Origin of the sequence: Pseudomonas sp. R25(2017) (assembly GCF_002112565.1) — a bacterium.
Lineage (GTDB): Bacteria > Pseudomonadota > Gammaproteobacteria > Pseudomonadales > Pseudomonadaceae > Aquipseudomonas > Aquipseudomonas ekonensis.
In genome coordinates this window covers 156,765-171,383 of the sequence record NZ_NEHZ01000007.1, presented here as the reverse complement: position 1 = coordinate 171,383, position 14,619 = coordinate 156,765, and the positions used below count along the sequence as shown (strand labels likewise).

At 66.6% G+C, this 14,619-nt stretch carries 12 protein-coding genes; 9 read left to right on the top strand and 3 right to left on the bottom strand.

The window, feature by feature from the left end:
* The first annotated feature begins 35 nt into the window (after positions 1 to 35).
* Both lgt and CAG31_RS11275 read left to right on the top strand, forming a co-directional pair.
* On the top strand, positions 36 to 851 hold the full coding sequence (gene lgt / locus CAG31_RS11280; protein ID WP_085580949.1) for a prolipoprotein diacylglyceryl transferase: 816 nt from the start codon (positions 36 to 38) through the stop codon (positions 849 to 851).
* A 50-nt stretch (positions 852 to 901) separates the two neighbouring features.
* Complete coding sequence (locus tag CAG31_RS11275; protein WP_085580947.1) at positions 902 to 1,873, top strand: thymidylate synthase; 972 nt, start codon at positions 902 to 904, stop codon at positions 1,871 to 1,873.
* 204 nt (positions 1,874 to 2,077) lie between these two features.
* Here CAG31_RS11275 and cadR read toward each other — a convergent pair whose 3' ends face one another.
* The gene (gene cadR / locus CAG31_RS11270) at positions 2,078 to 2,527 is read right to left on the bottom strand and encodes a Cd(II)/Pb(II)-responsive transcriptional regulator (RefSeq protein WP_085580945.1); all 450 of its coding nucleotides are present in this window, start codon (positions 2,525 to 2,527) and stop codon (positions 2,078 to 2,080) included.
* Positions 2,528 to 2,611: 84 nt separating this feature from the next.
* On the opposite strand from cadR, the gene CAG31_RS11265 reads away from it, so the two are divergent.
* From CAG31_RS11265 to CAG31_RS11235, 7 genes are all read left to right on the top strand, one after another.
* On the top strand, positions 2,612 to 4,951 hold the full coding sequence (locus CAG31_RS11265; RefSeq protein WP_085580943.1) for a heavy metal translocating P-type ATPase: 2,340 nt from the start codon (positions 2,612 to 2,614) through the stop codon (positions 4,949 to 4,951).
* A gap of 15 nt (positions 4,952 to 4,966) precedes the next feature.
* Entirely contained in the window at positions 4,967 to 5,830 is an 864-nt protein-coding gene (locus CAG31_RS11260; protein ID WP_085580941.1) for a LysR family transcriptional regulator, read from the top strand.
* Between the two features lie 210 nt (positions 5,831 to 6,040).
* Complete coding sequence (locus tag CAG31_RS11255) at positions 6,041 to 7,111, top strand: putative 2-aminoethylphosphonate ABC transporter ATP-binding protein (RefSeq protein ID WP_085580939.1); 1,071 nt, start codon at positions 6,041 to 6,043, stop codon at positions 7,109 to 7,111.
* Positions 7,111 to 8,835: a putative 2-aminoethylphosphonate ABC transporter permease subunit gene (locus CAG31_RS11250; protein WP_085580937.1), complete on the top strand. Its 1,725-nt coding sequence runs from the start codon at positions 7,111 to 7,113 to the stop codon at positions 8,833 to 8,835. The genes CAG31_RS11255 and CAG31_RS11250 overlap by 1 nt, the downstream gene beginning before the upstream one ends.
* Positions 8,836 to 8,874: 39 nt before the next feature.
* Positions 8,875 to 9,897 (top strand): putative 2-aminoethylphosphonate ABC transporter substrate-binding protein, encoded by a 1,023-nt coding sequence (locus tag CAG31_RS11245; protein ID WP_085580935.1) that lies wholly within the window; start codon positions 8,875 to 8,877, stop codon positions 9,895 to 9,897.
* Between the two features lie 172 nt (positions 9,898 to 10,069).
* The gene (locus tag CAG31_RS11240) at positions 10,070 to 11,203 is read left to right on the top strand and encodes a TIGR03364 family FAD-dependent oxidoreductase (protein ID WP_085580933.1); all 1,134 of its coding nucleotides are present in this window, start codon (positions 10,070 to 10,072) and stop codon (positions 11,201 to 11,203) included.
* Positions 11,203 to 11,760: a phosphonate degradation HD-domain oxygenase gene (locus tag CAG31_RS11235; RefSeq protein ID WP_085580930.1), complete on the top strand. Its 558-nt coding sequence runs from the start codon at positions 11,203 to 11,205 to the stop codon at positions 11,758 to 11,760. Before CAG31_RS11240 ends, CAG31_RS11235 begins: the two co-directional genes overlap by 1 nt.
* 41 nt (positions 11,761 to 11,801) lie before the next feature.
* Here CAG31_RS11235 and CAG31_RS11230 read toward each other — a convergent pair whose 3' ends face one another.
* A complete protein-coding gene (locus tag CAG31_RS11230; RefSeq protein WP_085580928.1) occupies positions 11,802 to 13,178 on the bottom strand; it encodes a GTPase/DUF3482 domain-containing protein in 1,377 nt (458 codons plus the stop codon).
* On the bottom strand, positions 13,171 to 14,550 hold the full coding sequence (locus CAG31_RS11225; RefSeq protein WP_085580926.1) for a DUF2868 domain-containing protein: 1,380 nt from the start codon (positions 14,548 to 14,550) through the stop codon (positions 13,171 to 13,173). The genes CAG31_RS11230 and CAG31_RS11225 overlap by 8 nt, the downstream gene beginning before the upstream one ends.
* Positions 14,551 to 14,619 lie beyond the last annotated feature (69 nt).

Genomic DNA, 14,619 nt, shown 5'->3' with positions numbered 1-14,619 from the left:
AATGTTGAAGACCTGAACTCTAACGAGGAGTCGCAATGCTGCCTTACCCGCAGATCGACCCGGTGGCGGTTGCCATCGGTCCGTTGAAAATCCACTGGTACGGGCTGATGTACCTGATCGGCATCGGCGGCGCGTGGCTGCTGGCGTCGCGCCGGCTCAACCGTTTCGACCCGACCTGGACGAAGGAGAAGCTCTCCGACCTGGTGTTCTGGCTGTCCATGGGCGTGATCGTCGGCGGGCGCCTGGGCTACGTGCTGTTCTATGACCTGAGCGCCTACCTCGCCAACCCGACGCTGATCTTCGAGGTGTGGAAGGGCGGCATGTCGTTCCACGGCGGCTTCATCGGCGTGATGCTGGCGGCGCTGTGGTTCGGCAAGCGCAACAACAAGTCGTTCTTCCAGCTGATGGACTTCGTCGCGCCGATGGTGCCGATCGGCCTGGGCGCCGGGCGCATCGGCAACTTCATCAACGCCGAGCTGTGGGGCAAGCCGACCGACGTGCCGTGGGCGATGATCTTCCCGCCGTTCAGCGATCCGGCGCAGTTGCCGCGTCACCCGTCGCAGCTTTACCAGTTCGCCCTCGAAGGCGTGGCGCTGTTCCTGATCCTCTGGCTGTTCTCGCGCAAGCCGCGTCCGACCATGGCCGTCTCCGGCATGTTCGCGCTGTTCTACGGGATCTTCCGGTTCATCGTCGAGTTCGTCCGCGTGCCGGACGCGCAACTGGGCTACTTGGCCTGGAACTGGCTGACCATGGGCCAGGTGCTGTGCGTGCCGATGATCGTCGGCGGGCTGTTCCTGATCTGGCTGGCCTACCGTCGCGCGCCGGCGGCGCCGGTCGCTCCGACGGCTTAACATACGGACCCCGGCGCCGGACGCCGGGGCTCAAAGGAAACAGGTAACCCATGAAGCAATATCTTGATCTGGTGTCCCACGTCATCAACAACGGCACCAAACAGGCCAACCGTACCGGCGTGAACACCATCAGCTTTCCGGGCGCCATGCTGCGCTTCGACCTGCAGGAAGGCTTTCCGGCGATCACCACCCGCAAGATGGCCTTCAAGTCGGCCATCGGCGAGATGTGCGGTTTTCTGCGCGGGGTGAACAACGCCGCCGAGTTCCGGGCGCTGGGCTGCAAGGTCTGGGACCAGAACGCCAACGAGAACGCCCAGTGGCTGGCCAACCCGTTCCGTCAGGGCGAGGACGACCTGGGCGAGATCTACGGCGTGCAGTGGCGCAAATGGCCGGCGTACAAGCAGATCCCGCTGAGCAACGCCGCCGCCATCGAGCAGACCCTGAGCCAGGGCTACCGGCAGATCGCCGAGGGCGAAGAGGACGGCCAGGCCTACGTGGTGCTGTACAAGGCCATCGACCAGGTGCGCCAGTGCGTCGACACGATCATCAAGGATCCGGGCAGCCGGCGCATCCTGTTCCACGGCTGGAACTGCGCCCAGCTCGACGAGATGGCCCTGCCGCCGTGCCACCTGCTGTACCAGTTCCACCCGAACGTCGAGACCAAGGAAATTTCCCTGACCCTCTACATCCGTTCCAACGACCTGGGCCTGGGCACACCGTTCAACCTCACCGAAGGCGCCGCGCTGCTGAGCCTGATCGGCCGCCTGACCGGCTACACGCCACGCTGGTTCACCTATTTCATCGGCGATGCGCACGTCTACGAGAACCACCTGGACATGCTCAACGAACAGCTCAAGCGCGAGCCGTTCGCCATGCCGAAACTGAAGATCTCCGACCGCGTGCCGGAATTCGCCAAGACCGGCGTGTACCAGCCGGAGTGGCTGGAACTGGTCGAGCCAAGCGACTTTTCCCTGGAAGGCTACGAGCACCACGCGCCGATGACCGCGCCGATGGCGGTCTGAGGCCCGGCTCCGCAGAGCCTGGGCTGACGCCATCGCCAGCAGGCTGGCTCCCACAAGGAGTTCGGTTGGATGCTGGGGTGGCGTTCACTGCAAGACAATGTGGGAGCGAGCCTGCTCGCGATGACGGTGTGTCAGCCAAGGATGGATCGGCTGACAGACCGCTATCGCCGGCCGGCTCGCTCCCACATTTGTTTTGGGGTGTTCTCAGTGGCCGTGGCTACGGCCCACATGGGAATGCTCCACCTCCGTCGCCGTAACCCCGCCGCTCACTTCCAGCCGTTGCAGGATCCCGCACTGATCCGCCTCCGGCCCTTCGCCGCAGCGCTGGCGCAGGTCGAGCAGTTGCGCCTGCAAGGCCAGCAGGCCGTCGATCCGCGCCTTCACGTGCTGGATGTGCTCGTCGATCAAGGCGTTCACGCTTTCGCATTGATCCTGCGGGCTGTCGCGCAGGGTGAGCAAGGCGCGGATCTCTTCGAGGGTCATGTCGAGGGTGCGGCAGTTGCGGATGAAGGTCAGCCGCTCGGCGTGGGCCTGGGTGTAGACCCGGTAGTTGCCGTCGCTGCGGGCCGGTTCCGGCAGCAGGTTTTCGCGTTCGTAGTAGCGGATGGTCTCCACGGCGCAGTCGGTGAGTTTCGCCAGTTCTCCGATCTTCATGACGGCAATCTCCAAAAGGGTGCTTGACCCTATAGTGGCTACAGGGTCTTTACTTGGCAACAGGCACCTTCATGGACGCGACCGATGAGCGATTCCCTGCATACCCACAGCCACAAACCTGGCGACGAACACGATCACAAGCATGATCACGATCATGGCCACAGCCCGAAACTGCAGCCTGTGCATAAACACGATCACGGCGCCGACGCCTGCTGCGGATCGAAGGTTTTCACGCCTGCGCCTGTTCATTCGAATGAAGATTCCTGCTGCGGATCGAAAGCCGCCATGCCTTCGCTGATTCAATTGAGCGAGGCGCCGAGCGCCGACGCCCGGCTGAGCAGTTTCCGCATCGAGGCGATGGACTGCCCGACCGAGCAGACCCTGATCCAGAACAAGCTCGGCAAGCTGGCCGGCATTCAGCAACTGGAGTTCAACCTGATCAACCGCGTCCTCGGCGTGACCCACACGCTGGCGGACACCGCGCCGATCACCGAGGCGATCAAGTCCCTGGGCATGCAGGCCGAACCGCTGGAGGCCGGCGTCGAGACGCCCGCCCCGGCGCCGGTGAAAAAGCACTGGTGGCCGCTGGCGCTGTCCGGCGTCGGTGCGCTGGCGGCGGAGGTCATCCATTTCACCAACGCCGCGCCGACCTGGGTGGTGGCGATCGTCGCGCTGGTGTCGATCCTCAGCGGGGGCCTTGGCACCTACAAAAAGGGCTGGATCGCCCTGAAGAACCGCAACCTCAACATCAACGCCCTGATGAGCATCGCCGTGACCGGCGCCGTGCTGATCGGCCAGTGGCCGGAAGCGGCGATGGTGATGTTCCTGTTCACCGTGGCCGAGCTGATCGAGGCCCGTTCGCTGGATCGGGCGCGCAACGCCATCAGCGGCCTGATGCAGATGACGCCGGAGCAAGCCACGGTATTGCAGGCTGACGGCAACTGGGCCGAACGTGAGGTCAAAGGCATCGAACTCGGGGCCCGGGTGCGGGTCAAGCCCGGTGAGCGCATCGCCCTCGACGGTGAAGTCGTGAGCGGCAGCTCGACCATCGACCAGGCACCGATCACCGGGGAAAGCCTGCCGGTGGAGAAGACCGTCGGCGACAAGGTGTTCGCCGGCACCATCAACCAGGCCGGTTCCCTTGAGTACACCGTGACCGCGGCGGCCAACAACTCGACCCTGGCGCGGATCATCAACGCCGTCGAACAGGCCCAGGGCGCGCGGGCGCCGACCCAGCGCTTCGTCGACCAGTTCTCGAAGATCTACACCCCGGCGGTGTTCATCCTCGCGCTGGCCGTGGCGGTGATCCCGCCGCTGTTCATGGGCGCGGCGTGGTTCGACTGGATCTACCGCGCACTGGTGCTGCTGGTGGTGGCGTGCCCGTGCGCCCTGGTGATCTCCACCCCGGTGACCATCGTCAGCGGCCTGGCGGCCGCGGCGCGCAAGGGCATCCTGGTCAAGGGCGGCGTGTACCTGGAGGGCGGCTTCAAGCTCGACTACCTGGCCCTGGACAAGACCGGCACCATCACCCACGGCAAACCGGTGCAGACCGATTACCTGTCGCTCGACCCGACCGCCGAAGCGCTGGCCCCGGCCATCGCCGCCGCATTGGCCGGGCGTTCCGACCACCCGGTGTCGCTGGCCATCGCGAACGTTGCTGTGGATAAGAATCTGATCCTGCCGCTTGTGGATAACTTCACCGCCCTGGCCGGTCGCGGGGTGAAGGGCGAGGTGGACGGCCAGACCTACCACCTGGGCAACCACCGCCTGGTGGAAGAGTTGGGCCTGTGCTCGCCGCAGCTGGAAGAAAAGCTGTTCGCGCTGGAGAAGCAGGGCAAGTCCGTGGTGCTGCTGCTCGACCGCTCGGGCCCGCTGGCGCTGTTCGCCGTGGCCGACACGGTCAAGGACACCAGCCGCGAAGCCATTCGCCAATTGCACGATTTGGGCGTGAAAACCCTGATGCTCACCGGCGACAACGTCCACACCGCCCAGGCGATCGCGGCGCAGGTCGGCATCGACCAGGCCAAGGGCGACCTGCTGCCCACCGACAAGCTGCAAGCGATCGAAGACCTGTATGCCCAGGGCCACCGGGTCGGTATGGTCGGCGACGGCATCAACGACGCCCCGGCGCTGGCCCGGGCCGAAATCGGCTTCGCCATGGCGGCGGCCGGCACAGACACCGCCATCGAAACCGCCGATGTCGCCCTGATGGACGACGATCTTCGCAAGATCCCGGCATTCATCAGCCTGTCGCGCAACACAGCGACAATCCTCAAGCAGAACATCGCGTTGGCGCTGGTGATCAAAGCGATCTTTCTTGGGGTAACCTTCGCCGGGGTCGCCACCATGTGGATGGCGGTGTTCGCCGACATGGGCGTCAGCCTGCTGGTGGTGTTCAACGGTTTGCGCCTGCTGCGCAAGTAAGAGAGAGGGGCGGTTGTGCTGAGTGCCGAGCTGAAGGCGTTTTACATGGTGGCCCGGTTGGGCAGCATCACGCTGGCGGCAAAGAAGCTGGGCCTGAGCCAACCGACCGTGACCACCCAGATCCGCCATCTGGAGAGCCAATACTCGGTGGAGCTGTTCTACCGCGGCGGCCGGCGCCTGAGCGTCAGCGACGAGGGCGCGCGGCTGCTGCCGATGGTCAAGGCGCTGCTGCAGCAGGAAGCCGACATCGAGTTCTTCCTGCGCAACAGTGGTCAGGTGCAGGGCACGCTGCGCATCGCCGCCACCGCGCCGTATTACATCCTCGACCTGGTGAAGGCGTTCCGCGAGCGTCTGCCTCAGGTGGAGGTGTCGGTGGAGATCGGCAACTCCCAGCAGGTGCTCGAAGCGCTGGAGGATTACCGGGTGGACGTCGCGGCCTCGTCGCAGTTGCTGGAGGACGCGCGGCTGATCCGCCGGGTGCTCGGCAGCGACCCGCTGGTGCTGGCGGTGCATCGCGACCATCCGCTGGCGGCGCATGACCATGTGACGCTGAGCGCGCTGGCCGGGCATACCCTGCTGAAGCGCGAGTCCGGCTCGACCACCCGGCGCCTGACCGAAGAGCTGCTGGCCGGCGCCGGCGTGAGCTTCGGCCCGCTGCTGGAGATCGGCAGCCGCGAGTCGATCCGCGAGGCGGTGCTGCGCAACATCGGCATCAGCATCATCGCCCGCCAGGAAGTGCCCCACGATCCGCAGCTGCGGGTGCTGACCCTGGAGAACGCGCCGCAGATCCCCGAGTATCTCTACTGCCTGAAGGAACGCAAGAATGCGCGCTTGCCGGCGGCGTTTCTGGGTTTGGCACAAGAGATGTGCCCAGCCTGAGGCTTTTCGGTGCCTGTGCCGGCCTCATCGCCAGCAGGCTGGCTCCTAGATTGAAATGCGTTCCCCTGTAGGAGCCAGCCTGCTGGCGATGGCGCCGGGCCGGACAACCCAAATCCATGAATACCACTATCGGCCGTTTTTGCCCGGCTGCCATATGACGGACGCATTACAACCCTAGGATGGCCCCCATCTGCTCGATGAGGCCTGTCCATGAACCCTGCAACCGTCCTGACCACTCCCGGCGCACCGATGAAAGTGCGCAACGTGCAAAAGCGCTTCGGCGCGTTCACGGCGCTGGACAACGTCTCCCTCGACGTGGCCGCCGGCGAGCTGGTGTGCCTGCTCGGCCCGTCGGGCTGCGGCAAGACCACCTTGCTGCGCTGCATCGCCGGCCTGGAGAAGCAGGACAGCGGCGAGCTGTACCTCGGTGAGCGCGACGTGTCCCACCTCGCGCCCCAGGCCCGGGACTACGGCATCCTGTTCCAGTCCTACGCACTGTTCCCCAACCTGACCGTCGAAGCGAACATTGCCTACGGCCTGGCCGGCAGCGGCCGCGACGAAGTGCGCCGCCGGGTCGGTCAGATGCTGGAGCTGGTGGGCCTGGTCGGCAGCGAGAAAAAGTACCCCGGCCAACTGTCCGGCGGTCAGCAGCAACGGGTCGCCCTGGCCCGGGCATTGGCGCCGTCGCCGTCGCTGCTGCTGCTCGACGAGCCGATGTCGGCCCTCGACGCCCGGGTGCGCGAGCACCTGTGCACCGAACTGCGCCAACTGCAGCGGAGCCTCGGCATCACCACCCTGATGGTCACCCACAACCAGGACGAAGCCATGCTGATGGCCGACCGCATCGCCGTGATGCACAACGGCAAGGTCGAGCAGTACGCCACGCCCCAGGAGATCTACGACCGCCCGGCCACGCCGTTCGTCGCCGAATTCGTCGGCCAGGGCAACTGGCTGCCGTTCCAGCGCAGCAGCGACAGCCACGCGCGGGTCGGCGGGATGAACCTGCGTCTGGCCGACGGCAGCGTCCACAGTCCTTCCGGCCGCCTGTTCTGCCGTCCGGAAGCGATCAGCGTCAATCCGCTGGTGCACGAGGAAAACCTGTTCCCGGCCAAGGTGCGTGAGATCACCTTCCTCGGCAACCGCTGCCGCATGAGCTTCGAACTCGACCAGTTGCCGGGCCATGCGCTGCTCGCCGAACTGGCCCCGGAAGCCATGCCGCGCCTGGGCGCGCAGCAGATCATGGTGGCCCTGCCGCCGCGCAGCCTGCAGGTGTTCGCCTGATGAGCATGAACAGGGCGCTGCCGCTGCCGCACAAGCAGGCGCGGCAGGTGTCCGGGGCCGAGGTCGGCGACCGGATCTTCGTGCTCGGCGGCAAGCTCCTGCTGCTGGTGCTGCTCGGGGTGGCGGTGCTGCTGCCGCTGTTGGCGATCTTCTGGCGCGGCTTCAGCAGCGAAGCCGGGCAGGGCGGCGGCTGGCTCGCCGCGAAAGAACTGGTGAGCAGCGACAATTTCCACTGGCTGCTCGGCAACAGCCTGAAGGTTTCCCTCAGCGTCGCGGCCATCGTCGTACCGCTGGCCTACCTATTTGCCTACGCCTTGCAGCGCACGTTGATTCCCGGCAAAGGCCTCTGGCGCGGGATTTCGTTGCTGCCGCTGATGGCGCCATCGATGCTGCCGGGGATTGCGCTGGTCTATCTGTTCGGCAATCAGGGCCTGCTGCGCGGCCTGCTGTCGGACAACATTTACGGTTTCTGGGGGATTGTTCTGGGTGAGGTGATCTACACCTTCCCACACGCTTTGATGATCTTGCTGTCAGCCCTGTCGCTGGCGGATGCGCGACTGTTCGATGCTGCGTCGAGCATGGGCGCCAGTCCTGCGAAAGCCTTCCGCAGCATCACTTGGCCCGCGACCCGTCAGGCCGTGTTCGCCGCGTTCTGTCTGGTGTTCACCCTGACCATCACCGATTTCGGTGTGCCGGTGGTGGTCGGTGGCGACTATCAGGTGCTGGCGCTGGAAGCCTACAAAGCGGTGGTCGGCCAGCAGCAATTCGGCCGCGGCGCGTTGATCGGCATGCTGCTGCTGCTGCCGGCGCTGTTCAGTTTCGGCGTCGATGCCTGGTTGCGTCGCCGTCATGGCGACGCCATGAGCGGTCGCGCCCAGGTGTTCAAACCGGCACCGTCTAAGAAGCGCGATGTCTTTTATCTCAGCGTTGTCCTGCTGATCAGCGCAGCGTTGCTGCTGGTGTTCGGCATGGCCGTGTTCTCGTCGCTGGTGAAGTTCTGGCCGTACAACCTGTCGCTGTCGCTCAACCATTACCGGTTCGACGAGACCGCCGGCGGCGGCTGGCTGGCCTACGGCAACAGCCTGAAGATGGCGCTGGGCTCGGCGCTGATCGGCAGCGCGCTGATCTTCACCGGCGCCTACCTGATGGAAAAGACCCGCAGCCAGCGCGGGCTGAATCTGACGCTGAGGATGCTCAGTTTCGTACCGATGGCGGTGCCGGGGCTGGTGCTCGGTCTGGGTTACGTTTTCTTCTTCAACCTGACCGGCAACCCGCTGCACGTGCTGTACGGAACCATGACCCTGCTGATCGTCTGCACCATTGCTCACTATTTGACCACTGCGCAGATGACTGCCACCACCGCGCTGCGCCAGCTCGACGCCGAGTTCGAAGCCGCCGCGCTGTCGCTGAAAGCGCCGCTGTACCGCCATTACCTGCGGGTGACCGTGCCGATCTGCCTGCCGGCGCTGCTGGACATCGTGCGCTACCTGTTCGTGTCGGCGATGACCACCGTGTCCGCCGCGATCTTCCTTTACAGCCCCGACACCATCCTTGCGGCGGTGGCGGTGCTGAACATGGACGACGCCGGCAACGTCGGCGGCGCAGCGGCGATGTCGACCCTGATTCTGTTCACCTCGGCAGGCGTGTCCTTGCTGCTGGCGTGGGCTTCGCGCGGCTTGCTGCGCCGTTCCCAGGCCTGGCGGCAGACCCCGCCCGGCCATTGATTTTCGTCCCATCCCCTCAACTCAAGACAGGAAAAGATCATGTTCAAGCCTATGGCCCTGGCCGCCGCGCTCGCCACTTTCAGCCTGAATGCCTTCGCGGCGAAAACCGAGTTGACGGTGTACACCGCCCTCGAAGCCGAACAGCTCAAGACCTACAAGGAAGCCTTCGAGAAGGCCAACCCGGATGTCGAGATCAAGTGGGTGCGCGACTCCACCGGGATCATCACCGCCAAGCTGCTGGCCGAGAAGGAGCGCCCGCAGGCCGACGCGGTCTGGGGCCTGGCGGCGTCGAGCCTGGCGATCCTCGACCAGCAGGGCATGCTGCAAAGCTATGCGCCGAAGGACCTGGGCAAGATCGGCGGCAACTACCGCGATGCCGCCAATCCGCCAGCCTGGGTGGGCATGGACGTGTGGGCGGCGACCATTTGCTTCAACACCGTCGAGGCCCAAAAGCAGGGCCTGAGCAAGCCGGTGAGCTGGCAGGACCTGACCAAGCCTGAGTACAAGGGCAAGATCGTGATGCCGAACCCGGCCTCGTCCGGCACCGGTTTCCTCGATGTCAGCGCCTGGCTGCAGACCTTCGGCGAGAAGCAGGGCTGGGCCTACATGGACGGCCTGCACCAGAACATCGGCCAGTACGTCCATTCCGGCTCCAAGCCGTGCAAGCTGGCGGCGGCGGGGGAATTCCCGATCGGCATTTCCTTCGAGTACCCGGCCGTTCAGCTCAAGCGTCAGGGCGCGCCGCTGGACATCATCCTGCCGAAGGAAGGCCTGGGCTGGGAGATCGAAGCCACCGCCGTGATCAAGGGCACCGCCCACGAAGAGGCGGCCAAGAAGCTCGCCGACTTCTCCGCAAGCCCGGCGGCCATGGAGCTGTACAAGGAAAACTTCGCCGTGCTCGCCCAGCCGGGCATCGCCAAGCCGCAGACCGAACTGCCGGCGGACTACGAGCAGCGCCTGATCAAGAACGACTTCGCCTGGGCCTCGAAGAACCGCGACGAGATCCTGACCGAGTGGCGCAAGCGCTATGACGGCAAGTCCGAGAAAGTCGCCGCCAAGTAAGATTTTCATCGACTGACAGGGCCCCATCGCCGGCAAGTCGAATCGTCGCACGCAGCTCCCACATTGGCCGGTGTGAAACACACATTGTGTGGACACCACCAAACCTGTGGGAGCTGCGGTTCGACGATTCGACTTGCCAGCGATGGCGGTCTCTCATTCAGAGCACCTCTCAATGACACAACACAAAGACTTGCTGATCATCGGCGCCGGCATCCTGGGCCTGTCCCACGCCTATGCCGCCGCCCGGCACGGCCTCAAGGTCAGCGTCTTCGAGCGTACCGCCACGCCCCTCGGGGCGTCGGTGCGCAATTTCGGCCAGGCGCTGGTCACCGGCCAGCCGCCGGGGCCGATGCTGGAGCTGGCCAAGGCCAGCCGCGAGATCTGGGGCCGGTGGGCGCAGCTCGCCGGCCTGCAACTCAAGCGCAACGGCTCGTACCTGTTCGCCCGCACCGAGGCGGAAGAACAGTTGCTGGAAGCCTTTTGCGCCGGCCGCGCCGTCGAGCACGGCTACCGCGTGGAGCTGCTGCGCGGTGCCGCCCTGCATGACCTGTACGGCGGCCGGTTCAGCCATCACCGCGCCGCGCTGTACGGCCTGGACGACCAGCAGCTGTACTCGCGCGAAGCGATCCCGGCGCTGATCGACTGGCTGCGCCGCGAGCTGGGCGTCGAGTTCCACTTCTCGACCCTGGTGCGCGACGTCGAACCGGGGCGCCTGCACAGCACCGCCGGCACGTTCACGGCCGGGCAGATCATCGTCTGCTCCGGCCACGATTATCAGACCCTGCTGGCCGAGCCCATCGCCGCCCTCGACCCGCAGGTCTGCCGCCTGCAGATGCTGCGCGCCCGGCCCCAGGCCAGCCTCGACCTGCAGCACGCGCTGCTCACCGGCCTCAGTTGCGTGCACTACGGCGCCTTCGCCGACCTGCCGGAAGCGGCGGCGGTGCAGGCGCAGATCCTGCGCGAGACGCCGCACCTGCACGACAACGGCATTCACCTGCTGATCAGCCCCACGCCCCAAGGCGAACTGATCATCGGCGATTCGCACCATTACGGCAGGGATCCGTCGCCGTTCAACGCCGAACAGGTGTACGACTGGATGATCGGCCTGGCCGAGCACACCCTCGGCTGCAAGGTACAGGTGGTCGAGCGCTGGCAGGGCGTCTACGGCGCCCGCGGGCCGGGGCCGTTTTCGTTCCTGCGGCCGGCGCCGGGGCTCGGCGTGGCGCTGATGCACACCGGCGTGGGCATGAGCGTCGGCCCGGCCATGGCCGAGCGCAATGTCGCGCAACTGCTGGAGGAGGTCTGATGGGCCGCCACGAACAGGTGATCGCCGAGGTGTTCGGGCTGTACGAACGCTTCGGTGCCAGCGACTACATCGGCGAGCCGGTGTCGCAGATCGAGCACATGTCCCAGGCGGCGCAACTGGCCATGGCCGAAGGCTTTGACGACGAAGTGGTGCTGGCGGCGTTCTTCCACGACATCGGCCACCTGTGCGCCGAGGGCGCGCAGAGCATGGGCGGCTACGGCGCGGTCAGCCACGAACGCCTCGGCGCCGATTACCTGCGCGAGGCGGGGTTCAGTGAGCGTGTCGCGCGGCTGGTGGAGTATCACGTGCAGGCCAAGCGCTATCTGACGCTCAGGGAGACGGGCTATCACCAACGCCTGAGCGAAGCCAGCCGGCGCACCTTGGCGTATCAGGGCGGGGTGATGACGGAGGCCGAAGCTGAGGCGTTCGAGCGCGATCCGTTGTGCGCCGTCAGCCTGCGGATGCGCCAGTGGGATGAGCTGGCGAAGGAGACGGCGGTGCCGGTGGTGGATCTTCAGTTGCTGAAGGAGAAGGCGGCGCGGGTGTTGGCCGGCTGAACCGCTGAACCGCAGGGCCGCCATCGCCAGCAGTCTGGCTCCTACAGATCGGCGGCCAGTGAGTCGATCTGCCCCTGTCGTTCGGCCTGATTGAGCTTGGGGTGCGGATTGAGCGATGACCACTGCGGATGCGCCCGCGCCTTGATCAGGGCCTCGGGCAGTTTGCCTTGGCGCCAGGTCTCGTCCTGGGAGGCGGCGACCTGAACGGCATCCATCGCCGCATGGCCCCGGGCGTTCAGGGCCAGCAGCAACTGGCGCTGACGCAACGCCAGCAGGCGCAGCACGTTGTCGTCGACCGTCAGCTCGCGCTGCCCCTTGAGCTTGCCCAGCAAGCGGTTGCCGTAGCTGCGGGCGGTCTGCAGGGCGCCGCCGGCAATCGCGCCGGCCAGGGCGGCGGCGCCGAGGGTGATGCCGCCCACCAGCAGATCGACTCCGGCCCCGGCGGCCGCACCGGCCGCGATGCCGCCGCCGACCCGCACGCCCAGTTGCTTCAGGGTTTCGGGGTTGAACAGGTCATCGCCCCAGCGCCCGTCCAGCAGCGGCAGGTCGCTGGCGGCGGCATCCTGCACGCGGAAGGCATAGAGCTTGAGCAGCGCCTCGACGCAGCGCTGTTCGCGCTGGCGCACGGCCTGGCGCAGTTCGCTGATGGCTTGCTGTTCCTGTGCGGCTTCGCTGGCCACGCTGCGCCGGCAGGCGGCGCAGTCGATCAACAGCTCGGCGATCAGGCGCGCGGCACTCTGTTGGCGGGCGAGGCGTTGGGCCTGCTGGTCGGCGATCAGGCGCTCCAGTTGCGGCCGGGCATTCTCCAGCAGCAGCGCCAGGCTTTCGTACAGCCGCCGTTCGCCGTCCTCCGGCGGGGCGACGCTGTCGAAGCGCACCAGCGCATGCAGGCCAAGACGCGCCAACGCTTCGCGCCATTGCGGCTCGCGGTGGTCGGCGCTGCTGACGAAATTCAGCACCGGCAGCAGCGGTTTGCCGCAGCCGGCCAGCACCTCCAGCTCGTCCCGGTATTTGGCCAGCACCGGTTCGCGGGCATCGATCACGTACAGCCCGGCGTCGGAGGCGAGCAGTTGCCGCAACACCTTGGCCTCTTGCTCGAAACGTTGGCGCGCCTCGCTGCCGTCGAGGAACCGCGCCAGCCGCGCCGGGCCGTCGAGGCGTTCGCCGGGGCGTTCCAGCCGTTCGAGAAAATCCAGCAGGGCGATGGCGTCTTCCAGGCCCGGGGTGTCGTAGAGGTCGAGCAACGGTTCGCCCTCCACCGACAGCCGTGCGCCCTCGACGTGCCGGGTGGTGCTGGGGCGGTGCGAGACTTCGCCGAAGCCGACGTCGCGGGTCAGGGTGCGCAGCAGCGACGTCTTGCCGACGTTGGTGTGGCCGACCACGGCCAGTTTCAGCGGGGCCTTCCAGGCTTCAGTCATGACCGTGCTCCAGCCAGCCCATCGGGGCGCAATCGGCGAACGGCAGCTCCAGCTGCTGCAGCGCCACGTGCCAGTCGCCGAGGCGTTCGGCGTCCAGCGCCTGGCCTTGAGGTGCCTGCAACAGCCAGACGCGGGTGGCGGCGGCATTGCGCGCCAGTTCGGCGATCAGCGCCAGGCTGCCGCGGTCCGGCGAACGCCGGGGATCGCAGGCGATGGCCAGACGTGCGGGCGGGAAGCGGGTCAGCTGTTCAAGCAGGCGGTGCCGGGATTCGCGGCTGTCGAGGATGCCGGCGTCGCTGACGCCTTTGGGCAATGCCGGCGGCCACGGGCGCTGGTCGTCCAGCTCGATCGCCACCAGCAGCGCCCCTTCGCTGACCTCTGCGCCGACGGCGCTTTCGACCCGGTGCAGGTGCTCCGGCGCCGCGTCGTTGATGCCTAAGCGCTCGCTGCTGGGCATCAGGCGTTCACGCAGCTGGGCGTAGCCGGGCAGGTTCAGGTCCAGGTGCAGGCGGGCGCGTCCGCGGTGCCAGCGCCAGCGGCACAGCAGCATCAGGATCAGCCGCGGCAGCACGCCGTAGATCAGCACCGCGCCGACCAGCCAGATGGCCCAGGCCTGGCGCACCAGCGCCCGGTTGTAGTCGCCGTCCAGGCCGACGCGGATCATGTCCACCCGTGGCGCGCTCCAGCCCAGGGCGTGGGGGACAGCGGTCAGGGCATCGGTCAGCGCCGCGAAGAAGTCGGCGCCCAGCAGGGTGCTTTCCCAGATGAAGTCGTATTGCCGGGTCGCCATCAGCAGCACCAGCATGATCAGGGCGCTGAGCATGATCAGCAGCCAGAGTCCGTTGACCAGCGTGCCGATGGCCCAGCGGTTGAGCCGGTGCCGTTGCAGGAGCAGCATCAGCGCCGGCGGCAGTTGGGCGGCCTTGGCGTCCCGGGCGAGTTTCTCGCTGAGCCACAGCCACAGGCGGCCCAGCGCCGCGCCGTGCTCCCCGGCAAACACCAGGCCGACCGCCCAGCTCAGCAGCAGAATCAGGTTCAGCCCGAGCAACGTGCCCAAGGCCCAGAAAATGTTGACCGGCCCGAGGCCGTTGCCCAGCGCGGAAAACGCCATGCCCGCCCCGGTGATGCAGGCCAGCGCCGCCATCAGCAGCACCGCCAGGCGTGCGCCTTGCAGCCAGTGCTTGAGCGCGGCGGTCAGCCCGTCGCGCTCGGCCAACCACAGCGCCCGGCGCTGGATGCGCCCCGGCAGGTCGCCGCCGGCCGCGCGGGCCAGGCGATTGGCTTCCAGATCGTCCAGGGAACCTGCGTGTTCTTCGCGCAGGCGCACGGTTTCGGTGAGCCAGAGGTTTTGCAGTGAAGTCAGTTCAGTCACGCGGCATCCCGTTGCTTGATTGAGCCGTGAGCATAACCGCTGCGGCGCTTATCGGGGTAAGCGCGGCTC